20 protein-coding genes are annotated in these 19,242 nt (G+C 39.7%); 17 read left to right on the forward strand and 3 right to left on the reverse strand.

What is annotated here, in order from left to right; genetic code table 11:
• Positions 1–31: 31 nt before the first annotated feature.
• The 16 genes from A4S05_RS20465 (at position 32) to cas6 (ending at position 15,828) form a co-directional block, all read left to right on the forward strand.
• Positions 32–277 carry a hypothetical protein gene (locus A4S05_RS20465; RefSeq protein ID WP_069071687.1) on the forward strand — a complete coding sequence of 82 codons (246 nt, stop codon included), beginning with the start codon at positions 32–34 and terminating at the stop codon, positions 275–277.
• 694 nt (positions 278–971) lie between these two features.
• Positions 972–3,200: an EAL domain-containing protein gene (locus A4S05_RS20470; protein WP_069071640.1), complete on the forward strand. Its 2,229-nt coding sequence runs from the start codon at positions 972–974 to the stop codon at positions 3,198–3,200.
• A 195-nt stretch (positions 3,201–3,395) separates the two neighbouring features.
• Entirely contained in the window at positions 3,396–5,801 is a 2,406-nt protein-coding gene (cas10, locus tag A4S05_RS20480) for a type III-B CRISPR-associated protein Cas10/Cmr2 (RefSeq protein ID WP_256091056.1), read from the forward strand.
• On the forward strand, positions 5,798–6,508 hold the full coding sequence (locus tag A4S05_RS20485) for an RAMP superfamily CRISPR-associated protein (RefSeq protein WP_069071642.1): 711 nt from the start codon (positions 5,798–5,800) through the stop codon (positions 6,506–6,508). The genes cas10 and A4S05_RS20485 overlap by 4 nt, the downstream gene beginning before the upstream one ends.
• Positions 6,505–7,728, forward strand: a complete 1,224-nt coding sequence (gene csx10, locus A4S05_RS20490; protein ID WP_069071643.1) for a type III-D CRISPR-associated RAMP protein Csx10 — start codon at positions 6,505–6,507, stop codon at positions 7,726–7,728. Before A4S05_RS20485 ends, csx10 begins: the two co-directional genes overlap by 4 nt.
• Positions 7,725–8,135, forward strand: a complete 411-nt coding sequence (locus tag A4S05_RS20495; RefSeq protein ID WP_069071644.1) for a hypothetical protein — start codon at positions 7,725–7,727, stop codon at positions 8,133–8,135. The genes csx10 and A4S05_RS20495 overlap by 4 nt, the downstream gene beginning before the upstream one ends.
• Before the next feature lie 237 nt (positions 8,136–8,372).
• Positions 8,373–9,248, forward strand: coding sequence for a type III CRISPR-associated RAMP protein Csx7 (gene csx7, locus A4S05_RS20500; protein ID WP_069071645.1), 876 nt, complete (start codon positions 8,373–8,375; stop codon positions 9,246–9,248).
• A gap of 10 nt (positions 9,249–9,258) precedes the next feature.
• Positions 9,259–9,879 (forward strand): hypothetical protein, encoded by a 621-nt coding sequence (locus A4S05_RS20505; RefSeq protein ID WP_069071646.1) that lies wholly within the window; start codon positions 9,259–9,261, stop codon positions 9,877–9,879.
• 29 nt (positions 9,880–9,908) lie between these two features.
• Positions 9,909–10,853 (forward strand): RAMP superfamily CRISPR-associated protein, encoded by a 945-nt coding sequence (locus A4S05_RS20510; protein ID WP_069071647.1) that lies wholly within the window; start codon positions 9,909–9,911, stop codon positions 10,851–10,853.
• On the forward strand, positions 10,850–11,293 hold the full coding sequence (locus tag A4S05_RS20515; RefSeq protein WP_069071648.1) for a hypothetical protein: 444 nt from the start codon (positions 10,850–10,852) through the stop codon (positions 11,291–11,293). Before A4S05_RS20510 ends, A4S05_RS20515 begins: the two co-directional genes overlap by 4 nt.
• A 2-nt stretch (positions 11,294–11,295) precedes the next feature.
• Positions 11,296–12,360 carry an RAMP superfamily CRISPR-associated protein gene (locus A4S05_RS20520; RefSeq protein WP_069071649.1) on the forward strand — a complete coding sequence of 355 codons (1,065 nt, stop codon included), beginning with the start codon at positions 11,296–11,298 and terminating at the stop codon, positions 12,358–12,360.
• A gap of 2 nt (positions 12,361–12,362) precedes the next feature.
• Positions 12,363–13,004: a hypothetical protein gene (locus tag A4S05_RS20525; RefSeq protein ID WP_069071650.1), complete on the forward strand. Its 642-nt coding sequence runs from the start codon at positions 12,363–12,365 to the stop codon at positions 13,002–13,004.
• Between the two features lie 84 nt (positions 13,005–13,088).
• Positions 13,089–13,511 (forward strand): Txe/YoeB family addiction module toxin, encoded by a 423-nt coding sequence (locus A4S05_RS20530; RefSeq protein ID WP_084227177.1) that lies wholly within the window; start codon positions 13,089–13,091, stop codon positions 13,509–13,511.
• 165 nt (positions 13,512–13,676) lie between these two features.
• A complete protein-coding gene (locus tag A4S05_RS20535; RefSeq protein WP_069071651.1) occupies positions 13,677–13,973 on the forward strand; it encodes a type II toxin-antitoxin system Phd/YefM family antitoxin in 297 nt (98 codons plus the stop codon).
• A gap of 264 nt (positions 13,974–14,237) precedes the next feature.
• Entirely contained in the window at positions 14,238–14,543 is a 306-nt protein-coding gene (locus A4S05_RS20540) for a helix-turn-helix domain-containing protein (RefSeq protein ID WP_069071652.1), read from the forward strand.
• A 142-nt stretch (positions 14,544–14,685) separates the two neighbouring features.
• The gene (gene cas6, locus A4S05_RS20545) at positions 14,686–15,828 is read left to right on the forward strand and encodes a CRISPR-associated endoribonuclease Cas6 (RefSeq protein WP_069071653.1); all 1,143 of its coding nucleotides are present in this window, start codon (positions 14,686–14,688) and stop codon (positions 15,826–15,828) included.
• Between the two features lie 300 nt (positions 15,829–16,128).
• Here the strand turns inward: cas6 and A4S05_RS20550 are convergent, their stop codons facing one another.
• Together A4S05_RS20550 and A4S05_RS20555 are read right to left on the reverse strand one after the other, a co-directional pair.
• Positions 16,129–16,527, reverse strand: coding sequence for a hypothetical protein (locus tag A4S05_RS20550; protein ID WP_069071654.1), 399 nt, complete (start codon positions 16,525–16,527; stop codon positions 16,129–16,131).
• 72 nt (positions 16,528–16,599) lie between these two features.
• Complete coding sequence (locus tag A4S05_RS20555; RefSeq protein WP_069071655.1) at positions 16,600–17,256, reverse strand: hypothetical protein; 657 nt, start codon at positions 17,254–17,256, stop codon at positions 16,600–16,602.
• Positions 17,257–17,591: 335 nt separating this feature from the next.
• On the opposite strand from A4S05_RS20555, the gene A4S05_RS20560 reads away from it, so the two are divergent.
• Complete coding sequence (locus A4S05_RS20560; protein ID WP_069071656.1) at positions 17,592–18,176, forward strand: LURP-one-related family protein; 585 nt, start codon at positions 17,592–17,594, stop codon at positions 18,174–18,176.
• Positions 18,177–18,270: 94 nt separating this feature from the next.
• On the opposite strand, the gene A4S05_RS20565 is transcribed toward A4S05_RS20560, so the two are convergent.
• Complete coding sequence (locus tag A4S05_RS20565; protein ID WP_069071657.1) at positions 18,271–19,212, reverse strand: N-acetylmuramoyl-L-alanine amidase; 942 nt, start codon at positions 19,210–19,212, stop codon at positions 18,271–18,273.
• Positions 19,213–19,242: the final 30 nt, after the last annotated feature.

Genomic DNA, 19,242 nt, shown 5'->3' on the forward strand with positions numbered 1-19,242 from the left:
CGTAAATGCAGATGTATACAGGAGTAATTTTATGAATTTATTCGTGCAAGAAATACCAGCATCAGATATCTCCCCAAAAACCATTCAAGAAACCCCCTTGCCAAGTACAGATCCACTAATTGCCCGCAGTTTACAAAAAGAGCAGTATGTTGGCATTATCGGACTAGCGATCGCCTTGATTGCCGCTGTGGGATTTTTTAGTCGCAGAGTTGAATATGCTATTGGGTTTGCTATTGTTCTCAGCGCGATTTTAATTGCTTTCTTTTTGTTCGTATAAGAAGGGATTGGGAATTTAAAAACTTTGAGCTAGATTTCAATACTGTTCGGTTAAGGCAAGAGACGCGATGAATCGCCGTCTCTACAATAATAAGTCTTTCGTCTTGACGGCGATTTATCACAGAGTTGTGATGATTTATCGTATTCTTTGTGATCTAAAATTTTCATCAAAAAACCTTAACCGAACTGTGTTGAGATGGATTCCTTCTTCAGAAATATATATTTACTCTGAATAAATTCAACTAAAAATTATTGCTTATTTGACTGATTTATGATTTTGTTTTTTAATTTAAATTGTTCATCTAATACCAAATCCATGTGAGCCTGCATAGAATAATTACCTTAGTAATTATTTATTTTATAGAATGAATCCATGTTGTTAGTTTCTATATACTAATGTTGAGTTTTTTAGACATAAAAATCTAAGCTTTCATCATAAAATCTGAAGAAAATAAATAGATTTAACATACATCTATTGCATTGATATCAACATAACAATACTTCCCTTTTTCTGCATTCATATAAGTTACATTTTGTCAAAATAAATTAGATGCGTTTCCCCTGGTCACCTACTCCGTTAAATTATTCAGTTTACTTAACTCATCAAATCTTCATGTATTTGAAGTGTAGTTTATCTTTTACAGTAAAAATAGCGGGAATAATAGAATAAATCGGATTGAACAAATTAGTTAGCTATGAGCCAAATATGTCCTATCTCCCAAACCTGTGCTTGTCGCAATGTTGCACGTTGCCGGACTAAGGAGGCAGGTAGGCTCTTTCTCTGGTTTCCCGTTCCACATACCCTGAAAAAAGTTACCGACTACCTACAAAAGTTTGCCCTTGAGTATGAACTGATGGACGAGCGGCCAGGTTTGAGTTTGAACTGTAGATCCGGACAGTCTCTAGAAATTGCCCGTAACCTGGCCAAACTACTTGCACCGAGAGAATTAAAAGAGACGCAAGTTCTTTTCATTCAAGGCACTATCCAACCTCAACTCCACGATTTTAGTGACATAGCCTCATTACAACGCTTCATTAAGTTCAATCAATCCGACTGGCTAGTTGAAATGCTAGCAACAGAACGATTCACCAGTTACTTTCAACCAATTGTTTCAATTAACGATACATCGCAGATTTTTGGATATGAATCGCTCTTGCGGGGGCTGGACGAAGAAGGCAATTTAGTCCTACCGGCACCGATTCTGGAGTTAGCCACCGAAGCCGGAATCCTACCACAACTCGACCAAGTTGCTCGCCTCAGCACAATTACTCAATTCAGCCGCTATCAAGTGAGTGGGCATATTTTCATAAATTTTGCACCAACGTCACTTTATGACCCAGTTTTTTGCCTACGTAGTACGGTAGAGGCAATTGATGCTGCTGGCATTTCCCACGAGCGGGTTGTTTTTGAAGTCGTGGAATCAGACAATTCTCAAGATTTAGACCATCTCAAGGCACTGCTCCAATACTACCGGGATGCTGGGTTTTTAGTCGCCCTTGATGACCTGGGTTCTGGCTATTCCAGCCTAAACTTGTTGCATCAGTTACGTCCAGACTTTATCAAGCTGGACATGGAGTTAATTCGAGATGTGCATCAAGACCTTTACAAAGCCTCAATTACCGAGAAGCTTCTAGAGATTACTCAAAAGTTAAATATCCAAACTGTTGCTGAAGGAATTGAATGCATTGAGGAACTGAACTGGCTGCGAGAACGAGGTGCAAATTTTGCTCAAGGCTATTTGATTGCTCAACCCAGTGCAGTGCCTATTACTACAACCCCTCGCTTTGATCCCATCGCCTTAACTGTAGCATCGACAAATTCTCAGGTGGTTGAGCAGGTTCAGCACCAAAGCGAGTCCGAGCGAATTGTTGCGGCTGTGACGCAGCGAATTCGACAATCATTAGAGTTAAACGAGATTTTGCAAACCACAGCAGCCGAAGTGCGACAACTATTTAAGGTAGATAGAGTATTGATCTATCAGTTTCAGGAAGACTGGAGTGGTTTGGTCGCTGTAGAATCCTTAGCAGAAGAGTGTATGTCCATTCTGGGATTTCATGTCATGGACACGTGCTTTAAATCTACCCGTGCAGCTTACTATCAACAAGGTAACACCAGAGCGATCGCAGATATTGAAACTGCGGGACTATCGCCGTGTCATATTGACCTCCTGCGAAGTCTGCAAATCCGGGCTAACCTGGTTGTGCCCATTTTACAGCAAGAGCGTTTGTGGGGATTATTGATTGCTCACCAATGCCGTAGCAGCAGACAATGGCAGCAATCGGAGATTAACTTGTTTAACCAGTTAGCGGGTCAAGCTGCGATCGCTATTCAGCAATCAGAACTTTATCACCAATTACAACAAGCAAACCAGGAATTACAGCGCCTTGCCTGTTCGGATGGTCTAACTCAAGTGGCAAATCGACGCTGTTTTGATGACACGTTCAATGCACACTGGCAATGGTTGGCACGAGAGCAAGGCTCATTATCTTTGATTTTGTGTGATGTCGATTACTTTAAGCTTTACAACGATACAAATGGACATTTAGCAGGAGATGATGCACTTAGACAGGTTGCTAAGGCAATTTCTCAGACAGTTAAACACCCCGCAGATTTAGTTGCTCGTTATGGTGGAGAAGAGTTTGCAGTAATTTTGCCGAATACAGGTATCGAAAGGGCTATTGCAGTTGCAAGAGATATTCAGACCAATGTTAGTGCATTACAAATGCCTCATCCCCATTCATTGGTCAGTGAATTCATCACCCTAAGTCTTGGTGTGGCAACCATCACTCCTCATAGCCAATTATCTCCTGCAACCCTAATCGCTGCTGCTGATCAGGGACTCTACCAGGCAAAAGCACAAGGAAGAAATTGTGTGGTGCAGATGGATTGTGAGGATGCTGACCAAATAATTACTAATGGTTGAAGAAGAATTCAGAATTCAGGAGTCAGAATTCAGGAGTCAGAATGGGCTAAACGCCCCGTTACCGCTAACAGGAGTCAGAAATAAATCTATTGCATCTTATACTACTCATGCGTTAATTTTATCTAGGGATATTACGCAAATGAGGTGGTTATTGCTGGGGTTGAGTGGTAGGGGTAATTGCGGGAGTATGTAGAAATGAAAATAAGTAATATGGAAAATAGCAGTTCTGTGATGATTGCGATCGCTTGGTGTTTAGCTTGGGGAGATAAGCGAAAACCTAAGTTTGATTTGGCAATATTACAGAAAATGCGACAGGCTTTGAAGGATGGGGAAGATGTGCCAGAGGAAGTGCGACTCATTGTCGAACAAGTGCAGCAATTGCAAGGCATTGATAAAGATTACTTTCCAAAAACGCTAGATGAATTAAAGACTAATTATCCTGCTTTATGGAATCAGACTAACCGTATTGGCTTAGTTTATGGTGGTGCAACTAAGATTAAACAATATGTATTTGAGTCATCTAAAATTCAATATATTCGTGGTGCTTCTGCCTTATTAGATCGTATAAACCTGATTGATTTACCTGCATTCTTTAATAAAAATCCTAAGTCAAACCAGTATGCAATTCAGTGGAATGAAGTCAGAAAATGGCTGGATGACACTATTATCAGTGATTACAAATTCTCCGAAGCACTAATTCCAGAATTTATTATTTATTCAACAGGCGGTCATATTTTGGCATTTTGTCCAGTTGCATTTGTTGATGATTTAGCGAATGCAATTGAAAAACGCTATACCGAAGAAACTCTAACAGCTAACTCCTGCGCGGTGGGAGATACATTTAGACTGCTAGAAATTCGCTTTGGCTTGCTACAAGAGCCAATTGAAAATACCCTTTGGCTAGATTGGTATCGTCAGAAATATAAAGAGCCGCTAGTTCAAGCTTACTTTGGTGATCTGGAGAAGAATCTAGAGAATTCTCAAACAGAAAGATGTAATAATTTAGCTGTGTCTGTTGAGGATGCTTTTGCAGACCGCAAGAGTTTTAATGAACTCACAACAAAATTAACAATTCTATTTAACCAACGTCGCAGTGGTCATGACTTTTCTAGTCGTCCTAGTCGTCGTAATCCTCCCATGTTTGAAACGCATCCTTACTTAATGCGTGATGAGGGAGAACGTAGGTCTGCGGTGATGATTGTCCAACCGCCAGACCTCCCTAGAGAATCGCATTTTTCTGAAGCTTCGGCTCGAAAACATTTAGTTGGTTACAGAGCAAAAAAAGGAAAGCCAGCACAGCCTAAATGGTACGACGACTCTCAATTGACGTGGAAAAGTATCAGAGTTGAAGGCTGGTTGGATAAATTCAAGTCATTTCTTCAAAAAAATCCTAGTCTAGAACAGAAATATTATGCAGGTTTTGAACCTGATGAAATTGAAATTTCCCAAACTCTAAGCCATATTGCTAATGCTAGTAAAGGTTTTGTTGCTTATATCTATGCCGATGGCAACAACATGGGCGGTTATATCCAGAAAATCCGGACTCCACAAGAGTATCAGGAATTTAGTAGAGATGTAGGATTAGCCACGGAGTATGCGGTTTATCAAGCATTAGCAGAGAATCTGCATCCTCATAAATTGCAAAATTTTAATGATGAGGAATCAACACTAGGAAACGGCGCTTTAGTGCATCCTTTTGAAATAATTACCATTGGTGGTGATGATATTATCTTGATTGTACCAGCTAACAAAGCATTGGCGATCGCTAAAAATATTGGAGAGAGATTTGAAGAAATTCTCCTCAAACAAGTGCCATTGGGAGAAAGCGCAGAAAGTGAAAAAATAATTGGTGATTATAAAATCAAGCAAGACAATAAGCCAGTTGACTTGAAAAAATGCCATCGTTACAAACCTACAGAAGCTTCACCTTCTCAATGTCAACTCAGCACCTCAATTGGTATTTTAATTACAGCATATAATACCCCCATATACTACGCCAAAGACCTGACAGAAAAGTTGCTTAAATCAGCTAAAGACCGTGCCAAAAAATTAAAGAAAGCTGGATATTGTAGTGGGACAGTAGACTTTTTAACTATGAAATCTGTCACCATGATTTCGTCTGACATTAAGGAATTTCGTAGACAGGCATTGATAAAAAATTTAAGACCTAAGTTAAAGCTTTATGCGGCTCCCTACACCTTACATGAATTAGGAGGTTTAATCAGGGTAATAGAAGCTTTGAAAAACGCCAAATTTCCCAAGTCGCAACTTTACCAAATTCGGAGTTTATTAGAACGAGGTAAACAAACTGCTATTCTCAACTATCGTTATTTTCGAGTCCGACTAAAGCAAGACAAACAAAATTTGGATTTACAAGAACAGTTTGAAGAAGCTTGGTGTCAGCCTAAAGATTCAAAGAATAAAGGTAATTTAGCGCCGTGGATGTATGATGATGGGACACTTGAATATGACAAATCAGACTATCCACTTTTTGAGACTATTTGGCGAGATGTTGTAGACCTGTATGATTTCATTGCTTCACCAGATGATGATCATGATGCAATTGAGGCGCAAAAGGCAACTACTGAGACTGAATTATGATCTATCTTCAACAATTATCAAATCCCATCACTTCATATCAAATTACAGCTGTAATTGACACTGCTTTGTGCGTTGGTGCAGGTGGTTCTTCTGGTTCACTTGCAGATAAACCAATTGTCCGTAACTCCGAAGGAAACTTGCTCATTCCCGCTTCTCAACTAAAAGGTCGTCTGCGCCACGAATGCGAAAAAATTGCTAGAGGCTTGCATTGGGCGGTCTGTAATTCTCCCAATCCGCAAACTATGTGTCCCCAAAGAGCAGGTTTAACAGAAAACTTTCAGAGGAGACAATATCAAGTATCGGGTCATGAAAATCAGCATCATTGCCTGATTTGTCAAATATTTGGAAATCCAGTGTTACCATCCCGTGTAATATTTGATGACCTAATCTGCACAGAAGACCCAGATAACTTACCAGAAGTACTGCGTCCGGGTGTGACAATTAATCGCCGCCGCCACATCGCTGAAGAACAAAAACTCTACTTTCTAGAAACCTCACCAGCAAATGCCCAAATCAAACTTACAGGACATATTCACCTATCTGGTGCGCCCATCTATGCAGGGGCATTAATTTTAGCTGGACTGCGACATATTCATGCTTTAGGTGGTAGTAAATCAGCCGGTTTGGGCTGGCTGCATTGGGAATTACCCAAGTTACCGTTAGAACAAGGGGCGTGGGATTTTTTGGCAAAAGGGGGTGAGCAATGAAACGGATTAATTTGGAAATTAAAGCGTTGTCTCCTTTAGCAATTGGGCGACAGAAACCGGGTGGTTCTGTGAGTGAAGCCGAAAGCTATATTCCCGGTTCTGTAATTCGGGGTGCGATCGCAGCTGTAATCTTAAAATGGGCTAATACATCTATTAGTGATGGTGACAATTTTCACGAGCTATTTTTAGGTGAAAATCCGGCAATCTTTCAAAATGCTTATTCTGCAAATATTAAAGTTCAGTCAGAAGTCAGAGTTTTACCCGCTACAGCCTTAAGTTCCAAAAACAAGCCAGGTTTTAAATCTAGACCCGATGACCCTCAGCACAACGGTGTTTTTGATACCTTAATTGACCATTTCTGTGCTGAAGGCTTTGGACATCTTTACGATCCAAATTGTCCTGCTGACGGAGGTAGAGTGGATGTTTTCACTGGCTTTTACCAAATTCAGGGCAAATATTACAGCAATTCTGTAAGTACCCGCTTGTTAACGCGAGTTGGTATCAATCGACGCAGAGCAACTTCAGAAGAACGAGTTCTTTACAGCCTTGAAGTCTTAAATGAATCCCAAGATCACAAAGAAAAACCCGTCATATATACAGGGGGAATCTTTGTAGCAGATGATTTGGCAGAATCTCTACAAGCTTTTATTGCTAATCATCAAGAAGACTTACGTTTAGGTGGTGCAACTTCACGCGGATTAGGAAGAGTCAAGATTACAGCAAAGCTACCTGTAGAAATTAAACCAAGAGTCAGCAATCAAATAAAACAGTTCAATGATAAATTACATCAACGCTGGCATGAATGGAAGAGTATCTTTGGTAATCCCATAAAAGATTTGCCAAAAAATCGGGTATATTTCACCCTTGATTTACAAGCCGATACTATTCTTTCTGAAAACTGGCGACGCACTACTGTAATTTCACCACAAATGCTTCAAGAATTAACAGGCGTTACTGATTCTTCCCTAGAAATTCACGCTGCTTATAACAGCTATGATTATCGTTCTGGCTGGAATTCTGCTTGGGGACTTATGAAAGATGTGGAGTTAGTTACCAATAAAGGGTCTGTATATTTATTCAGTACCTCTGGCGAAGATTTATGGATAAAAGCTTTGGAAGATTTAGAAGTAAAAGGAATAGGCGATCGCACTTGTGAAGGCTTTGGACAAGTGGAGGTTTGTAATGAGTTTCATAATGTATTTAGGGAGAATGCTAAATGACTGAACAATTAGATCCACAAAAACAACTCCAGGTTAAAAAGGGTATTGATCAGGCTGAAGATGATCTAGTTACCTGGATTCAGAATGCTTTAGATCAAACAAAATATGGGGATTTAGAAGAATCTCAATTTCGTAACTTAGTGCGTGTATCTGATACTACTGAAAGTGCAGAAGTGATTAAAAACTTTATCCGCTATCAAGTCGGACGAGATAAAAAATGGGGAAGAGGTAAAGAATCTTTAGCTGAAAAAATAATTGAAGATATTGATGGCAGTATCAAGAAAAATGCTCAAATAATTGCCGAGTGTTGTCAAACAGACTTTAAACCGATTTGGTTAGAAATGATTCGCCGCTATTTAGGTTATGGCGCACGTCATTTGAAGTATAAGCGCGATGGTGCAGCATAATTGCAATACCTTGCTTATATGGCAGAAAAATTATTTTTTTAACTTTCAGGTATAAAACCATGAAAACAGGCTTATTGGTACAGTCAGTCCTAGTCTATTTAATAATCTGAAGTATGCAGAAGATTCAATTAAGTAATTATTTGAGTATAAGAACTGAATCAGGGCAAAATAAAGCAGAAACAAATACTATAGCCTTGTATCTACACAAAGAACTTGCAGAAAATAATTAATTAAACTATGTTTGACATTTTCAAAAATCGCCTAGAAATCACAGGTAAACTCACCACAATTACAGCATTACGCATCAGTGCAGGACGCTCCAGTGAACCAATAGGATCTGATTTACCTGTTATTAAAGATGCCTTGGGTAATCCCTTAATACCGGGTTCGAGCTTTAAAGGAGCATTGCGATCGCGCCTAGAAAGTTTCCTCAGAGGTATTGTCGGAAATAATCGCAAACTGGTTGCAAATCCAGCAATCGAAAATGAATGGTCAATCACATCCCAGGAAATGAAGCAGTTAAAAGAAAATTATGATAATGACGAAGCTTTGACAAGAGAAGTTATCAACCAGACTGATCTAGCTTCTCGTCTCTTTGGTTCACCCTGGATTGCTAGCAAATTCCAAATACGGGATTTAACAGTGATATCTGATACTTGGTTTGGACAATACCAAGAAAGAGACGGTGTAGCCATCGACCGAGATACCGAAACAGCCGCAGATGGTAAACTTTACGATTTTCAAGTAGTTCCTGCTAGTACACAGTTTGAATTTCGGGCTGTGGTAGAAAATGCCGAAGAATGGGAATTGGGACTGTTAATGATTGGGTTACACCAGTTTGAGACAGAACAAATACCTCTAGGTGGGGGGCGATCGCGTGGCTTGGGTGTCGTTAAACTAGAAATTGACAAAATGCGCTGGTTTGATGTCAATAACGATCCAGAAAAATTACTGGCATACTTACAAGAATTAGTCAGCAGTAATACAATCGATGACATATCGAGTTATGAAGACGGTAAGCAATCCAAAGAGACTTGGACTCATGCTCTCATCAATCATTTAAGAGACAATATGAATAAGAGTTCTACGGTTGAAGCAACACAAAATTCTTGAAGAGGTCAACATGGCTTTCAGTAGTTTCAAAACCATTGGTGAAGTTGTCAAAGCATTTCAAGTCACCTATACAGAATCAAATTTCATTAGTGAAGTTCAGTTCAATATTCCTGATTACTTCCGCGAGGATTTAGAATTGATGATGCGGGATGCTGTCGTTGATAACTCGGAGTTTGCTATTTGTGAAAATCTGATTTATCCCGTACTCAAAGAAATTTGGAAAACCTACCGTCATTATTTTCTTTTATGGAGTCATCAATCCTTAAATTATGATGAAAATTTATCTGGTTTTCCTGAATATATTTTAGCTAAACGTTCACCATTGGGTAAAGTTGTCTTTGACAAGCCATACTTTATCTTAATTGAAGCAAAACAAGACAACTTTGAAGCAGGTTGGGCGCAATGTTTAGCAGAAATGATTGCTGCTCAAAGACTAAATGGAGAATATCAAATAGTCATTTTTGGTCTTGTTTCTAATGGTGCAACATGGCAATTTGGCAAATTAGAAGGAGAAATATTTACTAGAAATGTCACTCCTTGCACCATTTACGAACTAGATAAGCTATTTGCTGCTGTTAATTTTATCTTCCAACAGTGTGAAGCACAGCTAAATACTTTAGTAGCAGCTTAATCTGTATATTTGCCCCAATAAATCCAGTCATGCACAAAAAATTTGTTAATCACTGCACCATTAATTTAAGTATTATTCCCGATGGGCCAATTCTTATCAAATCAGGTAAAGAAGGAGCCGATCCAACTAAGCCTGATATGGAATTTGTAGAAACCTATCATGCTGGTGGACGTTCTATATATTTACCTGGAAGCAGTTTAAAAGGTGCAATTCGCGCTCATGCAGAAAGGATTGTGAGAACGGTGGGTAAAGAAAGACGCAATCCAAATAATTCAGATATACTTTGGGCTAATGATCCGTTGAGTGATAAGTACGATTATCTCCAGAAAAAATCAGCATCAGATATTTACAAACTTTCTAGTTTTACAGACCAAATGTTTGGTAATACTTCCATTGCTAGCCGAGTCAGAATTGAAGATGCTTATCCTGATAAATCTCAGCCTCTCAAAATTGAAGAACGTAATGGTGTAGCAATTGATAGAGTATTTGGTTCTGTAGCTGTTGGGCCTTTCAATTATCAAGTTTGTACTGCTGGGGAATTCCACACAAAAATTCATTTGAAAAATTTCACTTTGGCACAATTAGGTTTAATTGGTTTAGTGTTGCGAGACTTGAATGATGGCTGGTTTGGTTTAGGTTTTGCCAAATCTCGCGGATTAGGTACTGTGCAGGTGAAATTAAATCAAGCCGTGGTGCAATATCCAGGTTGTGAATTGAAAGATAAACAAATTAACGCCTTTGGTAGTCAAAAGCAATGGCCTCATACTTTTCTTTTAGGTGCTGGAGAATTTTTAGAATCTGAAGAAGCAAAATTATATAGTTTCCCTAAACCAGATAGCCAAGATACACCTGTTGCTGCACAAGAAATGGATTTGGGTTTTGGTGTGCAACTCACTTGGCGAGAAGGTACTGTTAATGATTTATTTGAGCGAGGCGTTAGGTCTTGGAGTAGTCTACTTGTGGGGTCAAGATGAATCCTTTTGTTGGTGTTAGCAAAGAATCTTTATCACTACCTAAATTGCTAAAGTTAATCGCAAAATTGGCAACTCAACCTAGCTATTACTTCTTACGCTGGACTCATAAAGTTAGTAAAGATTGGGAAATAGCACCCATAGAAACTGACTTTCCCATGATTGAGGGCCAGATGTTTAATCAAAATTTTGAACTGAGATGGAAGCTAAAATGCAAGGATAGTTATGAAGTTCTACTTTTGAGTGTAGCTGGTGAATATCCTGATTTTGCAAAAGTAGGTGAAGAGTGGCAGACTCAAGACCGAGATGCTCATTTATATTCTTCTACTGAAACTCGTTTTCCTAAAGGTTTTCCCTCTAAAAAATTGGATATTGCCCAGCGCTATTTTATCGATAAACAAACGGCAACGGTACACTTTGTTGCTCTCACAGTTAAAAAATAAATATGACTAGTAACCGTCCTCAAAGACCTCAGCCACCAAGTAGACCTAATCGTTCTAGTAGTGGAGGTTCATCGCCTGAACTTGCACCGAAACCTTATGAATTCGTCTCTTTTCCCAAAGAACGCCCTAACTTACAGCGTCCTGTTGGACATCACAAATATTTTAGCGATCGCTTGCATGGCACTTTATATCTTACCCTAAAAGTGCAGACATCCCTCCACGTCTCCACAGGGGTAGTTTTCATGGGTAGCGACATTGGCAACAATCGCATTCCCTTAATCAAAACAATGGTACAGGGTATTGACCAAAAGCTCTCAATACAAGGTAGTTCCCTTAAAGGCTGCATCAGGTCTGTGTATGAGGCAATTACTAACAGCACTTTAGCAGTAATTACTAATAAATATAGAAGTCAAATCCCTACCGAACGTTTACCTTGTCGCAACAAAGAACAACTTTGCCCAGCTAGTCGAGTATTTGGTGCATTAGATTGGCAAGGTTTGCTTGATTTCAACGATGCTAAATGTGAAAACATGGGCTTTTCTACAGGATTTATGCCTTCCTTGTATCGTCCCCGCCCAGATGAAAGTAGTGCATACTTTATTCAAGGTAGAGTTGCAGGACGAAAATTTTACTACAACACAATTAGAGCAATTGATAAAGGGCAAAATTCTGGTATTCCTGTACAGCAAGCGGGAAGAGAATATATCTTCAAAACTAAATTAAATTTTAAGAATTTGCTACCAGAAGAGTTAGGAACTTTGTTAATTGTCTTAGGACAAGACTCTAAATGTCCTATCGCTTTAAAAGTAGGTGGCGGTAAACCGATTGGCATGGGAACTATGACAGTCAGTATAGACAAAATTGCCCGATCGCAAAGTCTGCAAAAGCGATATTCTGCCTATCAACTGAATGAGTTTGATGAGTTAATGGGGGATGCTTTACAACAGTTTATGCAAACACAAATCAAAGCAGCTTACTCGCGCTTGATTCAGCAACCCCAACTAGACGAACTTAAAGCTGTGCTGCGCTATCCAAGCGATCGCGAACCCCCATCTGGAATGTATTAATTATGACTATGGTTGAATTTACCTCCGAAACTCTGACAGATGCACAGTGGGAAATTGCCCATGCGATCGCTCAAACACTGGTAAAAGAAAATACAGATGTTAACGAGTTAGGTAAAACAATTGCTTATCTCCGTGCATCTATTCACCAACCAGATGCTAATTCCAGGTTTTTCAAATATCTGAAAACCTTAGTGAGTAATGGTAAACAAATTGGGCACAGTGGTAGAACCCCAGATTATTACCGCAGTATCGATAAAGCTTGTGGTGATTATCTCAAAAATGTTCAAGATGCCTACACAATACTGCAAATATTAGGCTGGGTATCTCGTTTGATGCGTTACTACAAAGATGCGGGGCCAATTGGAGAAATTCAAACTCCCAGCACAGCTACTTTTGAGTCACCCCGCCAAGCGGAAATTAGCAAAGTTGCTAAATCCCAAAATTTTAAAGTTGACCAGATATTAGAGGCAACAGTGACCAAAATCAATGGTATCAAAGTCACCTATGAAATTTTGGGGACGATTAAGCTAACCGAGAAAGAACCTAAAAAGGCACAATCTCTTTGTGAGGGGCAAATAGTCAAAGTAGAGATTGTGGACATTAAGGAAGACGGAAGTATCAAAAAAGTAAAATTAGTTGGGTAAATAAAATAATTTTTTTATTTCAGCTTTAATATAGAAGGGAAGGCATATGTATAATTGTGCCTTTTTATTATTTCAACAAGAAAAATGTCCAAACCAAAATATTCACAAGTAACTGCTCCACCCCTGGAAGCAGCTACAAATGTTCATCATCCACCAGGTATCAACCTTAACTCTGATTTAACTGTTAATTCACCGTATAGTTCCTGTTTGCAAAAAGGTAATACAGCTATGACAGAATACTCACACTTCTTCACTAAGCAATTTAAAGAAGACCTGAAATACTGGAAGAAGCACTGTCCAGCAAAGTATAACCGCATTCAGGAACTAATACGTGAAATTCAAGCGAAACCTTTCGAGTGTATCGGGAAAGGGAATCCAGAAATTCTAATACATGAGTATTATCAAGGTTACAAAAAACGTTCGCGTCAGATAAACGGCACACACCGCCTTGTGTATGCAGTATCAAACGACACAATTTATTTTCTCCAAGCTCGCTTCCATTACTAGTCTAAATTCCAGAAATAAGTAACTGAAATTGTAGTGTTTATTGCCAGCCAGAGCAGGTTCACTCTCGGTTCTGGTTGGTTTCATTGTTAGATGCTTTCAATTCTTGGATGATTTTAACTATGATCCTTGTAGTAGAAACCATAGCTGTTTAAGGTATTTAGGAAAATGTCCAACATTTGTCAAAAAATAAATTATGCTGAAGCTCAAGCTAATCTAGACGAACTTTGCAATCAAGTTGTTTTAAGCCGCGATCCCGTGATTATTGAAAGAGAAGGTAGTGAAAATGTGGCTATTATTGCTGCTGACGAGTTAATTAGCATGAAAGAAACTCTTTATCTACTTAGTTCTCCTGAAAATGCAACTCGTCTATTTGCTGCTTTGGAAGAAGCAGAGTCGGGTACACTTAAACCTCAGACACTAGATGAACTACTTGAAGAATTAGAGAATGATGAGGAAGATTAGTTAGTGACTTGGCATACATCAACAGTAAGATTTTGCTGCTTTCACATTGTGACAGCTTGATTTAAATTTTGATTGCTGCTAATATTAACCCCTATAGAGACCTTTGTTTCATTTATAAATTTCCCCCCTGCAAAGGGATTGAAACAGGTTTCTATAAGGTGAAAATACTGTTATGTCAGAGTTCACTGCTTCCCCGCAAGGGGACTAAACTCAGAAATGAATCTACCAAGAAGTATTAAAAGAGTTTAAAGATGAACAATTAATATGAAAACAAAGCCTTTTAGTGAATTGCGAAAGAGAATGACACCTGAAAGGAGGGCAGAGAGCAAAACTCGCGCTCAAATCATGCTACTTCATCTTGCCCTTTTAGAAGTACAAGAGTCCTTGGGACTGACGCAGGATGATTTAGAAAAAGACCTCAGCATTGTTGAGTCTACTCTCTCGGAGTTGGAGAACAAACAGGATATTCAAGTTTCCGCCCTCTCACGTTATATCAAGGCTCTTGGTGGAAATCTAAAACTAGTAGCTCATTTCCCTAACGAAGAGATTTTTCTTGCTCAATTTGAGTGATGGTTAATTATCTTGAGCATTAACTTGACTTTCTTAAAAAGTTAAGGTTGATAACTACAATAATTAGATTAATGCATCTTCTTCCCCTAAAGGGGACGGAAAATGATTACAATATTTGACATCATTTGCATAGCAATTAGCGATGCCAAAAGCAGCTATATCCACTAGACGCAAAACCGAGACACAGCCAGAGTCTCTTCCCACATGGGCAGATGACACTGAACTGGTGGGATTAGTGTTTGAACTTGAGCCAACCACTTCCACTTCCCTCTACTCTCAATACACCATTGGACTCCATGCCTGGTTTCTTGACCAAGTAAGGCAATTCAACCCAGAACTTTCTGCATATCTCCATGACGGAGAGTCAGAAAAGCCCTTCAATATTTCGGCGCTGGAAGGTCAACTCCTCGCCAGTGGAAGACAACTGCAATTGGAAGCCAAGCAAATTTACTGTTGGCATGTTAATGCTTTGTCTCCAAGAGTGGTGCAGTTTCTCAAACAATGGTTAACCCAATTGCCCCAAATTCTGGACTTAAGAGGCGCTCCCTTGCAAATAAAACAGGTGAGTATCGCCCATCCACCCACTACCTACGCGCAATTATTGCAGTCACAGCCAGAGAAACCCTCTAATGTTAACTTCAGCTTTGTCTCGCCTACCAGCTTTCGCCGCAAGGGTCATCATTTCCCCCTGCCGGTGCCAGTAAATCTCTTTCACAGCTATCTGCGTCGCTGGAATGACTTTTCAGGAATCCCAATTGCACAAGAAGCTTTTCTCGATTGGATAGATGAAGGGGTAATTATCCATCAGCATCGCTTGGAGTCGGTGAAGGTGGCGGCTGGCAAGCGGGGTTCGGTAACTGGATTCACAGGGGCAATGTCTTGTAGTTTGACTAAGGCGGCTTTAGCAAATTCTGAGTTTACCGAGTTGTTTTATGCTTTGGCTCGACTGGCTCCCTACTGTGGTACGGGACACAAAACTACTTTTGGATTGGGACAAACTCGCTTAGATTGGGTGGAACCAGAGATAAACTTACCGACTCAGGTGCTAACAAATCTGCTGGGAGAACGCATTGATGAGTTGACAGCAGTATTCACCGCACAACGAAAACGCACAGGAGGCGATCGCACTGATAAAATTGCTTCTACTTGGGCAACTATCTTAGCACGCAGAGAGATGGGAGAATCATTGCAGGTTATATCCCAAGATTTAGAGATGCCCTACGCAACGGTGAAAACTTACGTAAAGTTAGCTCGGCGGGCGCTCAAGGATAATGTCAATCACTGAAGGGGATTGGTTGAGATTGAGAAGAATATAAATTTCCGTTGAATAAGCCAAGCGAAAAATGTGCCCATTTATACAACAAAACAGTAATGATTGTTATAGGCTTGAAAAGCCCTTTACTTTTATACTTTTGGCGAAACTTCACCGCCAAAAAAGCACCAGAGCGATAGGAAATTACCTATGACCAAATGCGATTGATATTTATCAAACGTTAATCTGGTTAAGTTGAACATATTCCTGTCAGCAGCATAGGTGACTTCCTACGCCCTGGTTATCTCTTTTAATTATTTTAGGTCAAGGGAACTAACGTAATAGCCAATACCATCCAGAACCTTTACGGGTTAGCCAAGAGTCATCTAAGTAGGGATGATAAACGGGGACATCAGAAAAATCTGAGTCGTTTTGAGAGCGAATCCTGAAATTGCGACAACTTCCCTCTACTTCAATGATAACAGTGTGATTGCGATCGCTAGGAGTAGGTTGCAGGATGTTATCTCTAATACTTTGTCGGTTTTTATGTATGTAAAGACAACGCACTCTTACCAACGAGTTTTCATTGGGATTATCTAGCAAATAGGGAAGAATTTGAGACTCACGAATTGTGCGAGAAGGATTGGCAGTTTGTGCGCTTGCCAAAGATGTTATGGACAAAAACATGGTTGTAGTCAGGATAATAATTTTCCCTCTTAGCCTGTTTTTCATAGTCTCTCCTAACGGCTAAAGAAAGCAATTGTTTGTTGTCCTTTGACTCCTGAATTATTCTTCAGTAACAGCTTATTTATTTTCCAACAGTTGATTGACTTGCTGTCCCCGACGACCAGTTTTTATTTCATAGCGCTGGGTGAGGTTATCTTCGTAATTCATATCTCTAGCAGCGGCGGAGTTAACAAAAGCATCGCAATTCCTGCCTTGAACAACTGTTGAAGAACTACTACTATTTTCCTCTGTGCGGTTGCTGCTTTGATCGCGGGAATTACTATTATTTTTACTACCTTGACTAGAACCACTACCGCTAGCACCAATACCCAAAAAGCTAAAACCTCCACCACCACCGTCATTGTGGCTTTCGGCAGAACTAGAACGAGTATTGTTAAAGTTTGCCAAAGCAAGTTTGCTAGAACTGCTGCGGGTGCTATTACCCAAGCCAACATCACTGCACAAAGCGCGGGGGTCATTTGCTAGGGTTTTCGGGTCAACCCAAGATTGATGGTCGCCTAATCCTTGAATTTCAGTATTACCAACTGGATTGCTAGGTGAGCCAGGAGTTGGAGTACTAGGAATTGCATTCCCTACAGCGGCTCCGGGGGTAATAGTAACTGGTTTGAAGATACCAGTTGACTTGACATCAAAAGGGCCGGCGAAAGCTGGTAGTGTACTGGTTAGAAGTGCGGTAGCTGTTAGCAAAGAACTAGTTAAGTGACGGAATTTCATGGTCATTTTCCTAATGTTTAAGTGTTAGTGTGTTTTGGGTTTTAACCCCTTCACTTACCTAATAGGTTGACCTTTATTTGTTTATGCACTTTTGACTAAAATTTTTTAACTGCTGCTAGCAGTCACCAGGATTAATGTCAATACGCTTGGGTTAAGGGCTAATTGTACAAAATTGTGGGTTTTCGAGACGCGATAAATTGCCGTATCTACAAGACGCGATAAATCGCCGTCTCTACAAGTGTTTTGGTCTTATCTGAACTGTATTGGGATTAATGTTACTTTTTCCCTAGAATTGGGATTAATAGGATGATAATTTTCATGTTTTACCCAAAACTATGCAGTATCCTCTGGAGCTTACCTTTAAATTCTGGGCTTTAGCACCACAAATATCTGTTGTTGATGGTCAAGGTAATTTGGCTTTCTATGTCAAACAGAAACTCTTCAAGCTCAAGGAAGCAATTACAGTTTTTGCTGATGCTGAACAAAGTCGTCCTATATACTACATCAAAGCAGATCGCATTATTGACTTCTCGGCACGCTATAACTTTACCGATAGCAAGGATACTTACATTGGTTCAGTAAAACGACGCGGATTAAAATCTCTTTGGCGTGCGCGTTATGACATCTTTGATGGCGACACGACTGTTTTGAACATCCAGGAGAAAAATCCGTGGGTGAAAATTGCTGATGCTCTCTTTGCAGAAATCCCAATTGTGGGTATGTTCACTGGTTATGTTTTTAACCCAGTCTACTTGGTTAGCCGAACTGATGGCACGATTGTGATGCGTTTGGAGAAAATCCCCACTTTCCTCTCCAGAAAATTTATCATCAAAGCTGTGGATCAACTCAGCGATCGCCAAGAGCAGCAAATTTTGTTAAGTTTGATGATGATGCTACTGCTAGAACGAAACCGTGGCTAATCCGACTAAAAGCTGAACTATGAAGACACCCCACTGAACCTATACTCAGTTCAGTGGTGGGTAGTTTACGCTTTACACTTCAAACAGCTTTAGTCTAACCGATTAATTTCTGCCAGCTAGCAGGCCCGATAATACCATCGGCATCTAAACCATTTTGCTTTTGAAAGTTCTTAACTGCAACCTCTGTTTGCGGGCCATAGACGCCATCATTATCAACTCCTAAACGGTATTGCAAGTATCTGACAACTCCACCACCAGCATGGTTTGGTCGGATAATTCGTTTTGCCAAAATTAGATTGATAGCATTCCATGTAGTTGTATCAGCAACTCCAGTCGGCTGAACTCCAACAATTGTCTGAAATTTTTCTGTGGCAGATTTTGTGTTAGCCCCGATGAAGCCATCTTCTACTAAAACCTTACCATTTCTATCAGTTATTTTGAATCTATTTAAGGCTTTTTGCAGTCTGAGAATAGTTTCATCTACATTATCTTCTTCATCTTGTACAGGGGGAACAGGAGCACTTGGCAGTTTACCAGTTAAGCCTTTAACAATTGCATTGGCCATTGTTTCTGGATTAAAAAGATTCATATCTTTTTGCGAATCAATGAAGCAACATTCTACAAGAATCGCAGGCATATTTGTATTTTTCAGGACATACAAGTGGGAACCACTCTTAACACCACGATTAAAAAATCCCAACTTGACGATTTCATCTAATACAGGTTTAGCGATTTTTCTCCCATTTTCGCTAGTTGCAAATACTTCTGTGCCATTGGCTTGTCTGTTAAAAGCATTAAAATGAATCGAGACGTAAATATCTACTCTACTGGCATTAGCTGTAGAACATCTTTTTGATAGTGATTCGGTTACTGTTCTAGCACTACTTGGTTTACATACTACGACTTCATGTCCTAAAGCTCTTAACTTAGCAATAACTCTATTACCTACATCTAGAGTTAAATTATCCTCAACTTTGATTCCTCTAGCTCCTGTGTCTGGTGGACAATTGTGCCCACTATCAATTCCAATTTTCATGATTTCATCCTCAACTTACTTATTTTTATG

It is taken from the genome of Nostoc sp. KVJ20, assembly GCF_001712795.1.
Taxonomy (GTDB): domain Bacteria; phylum Cyanobacteriota; class Cyanobacteriia; order Cyanobacteriales; family Nostocaceae; genus Nostoc.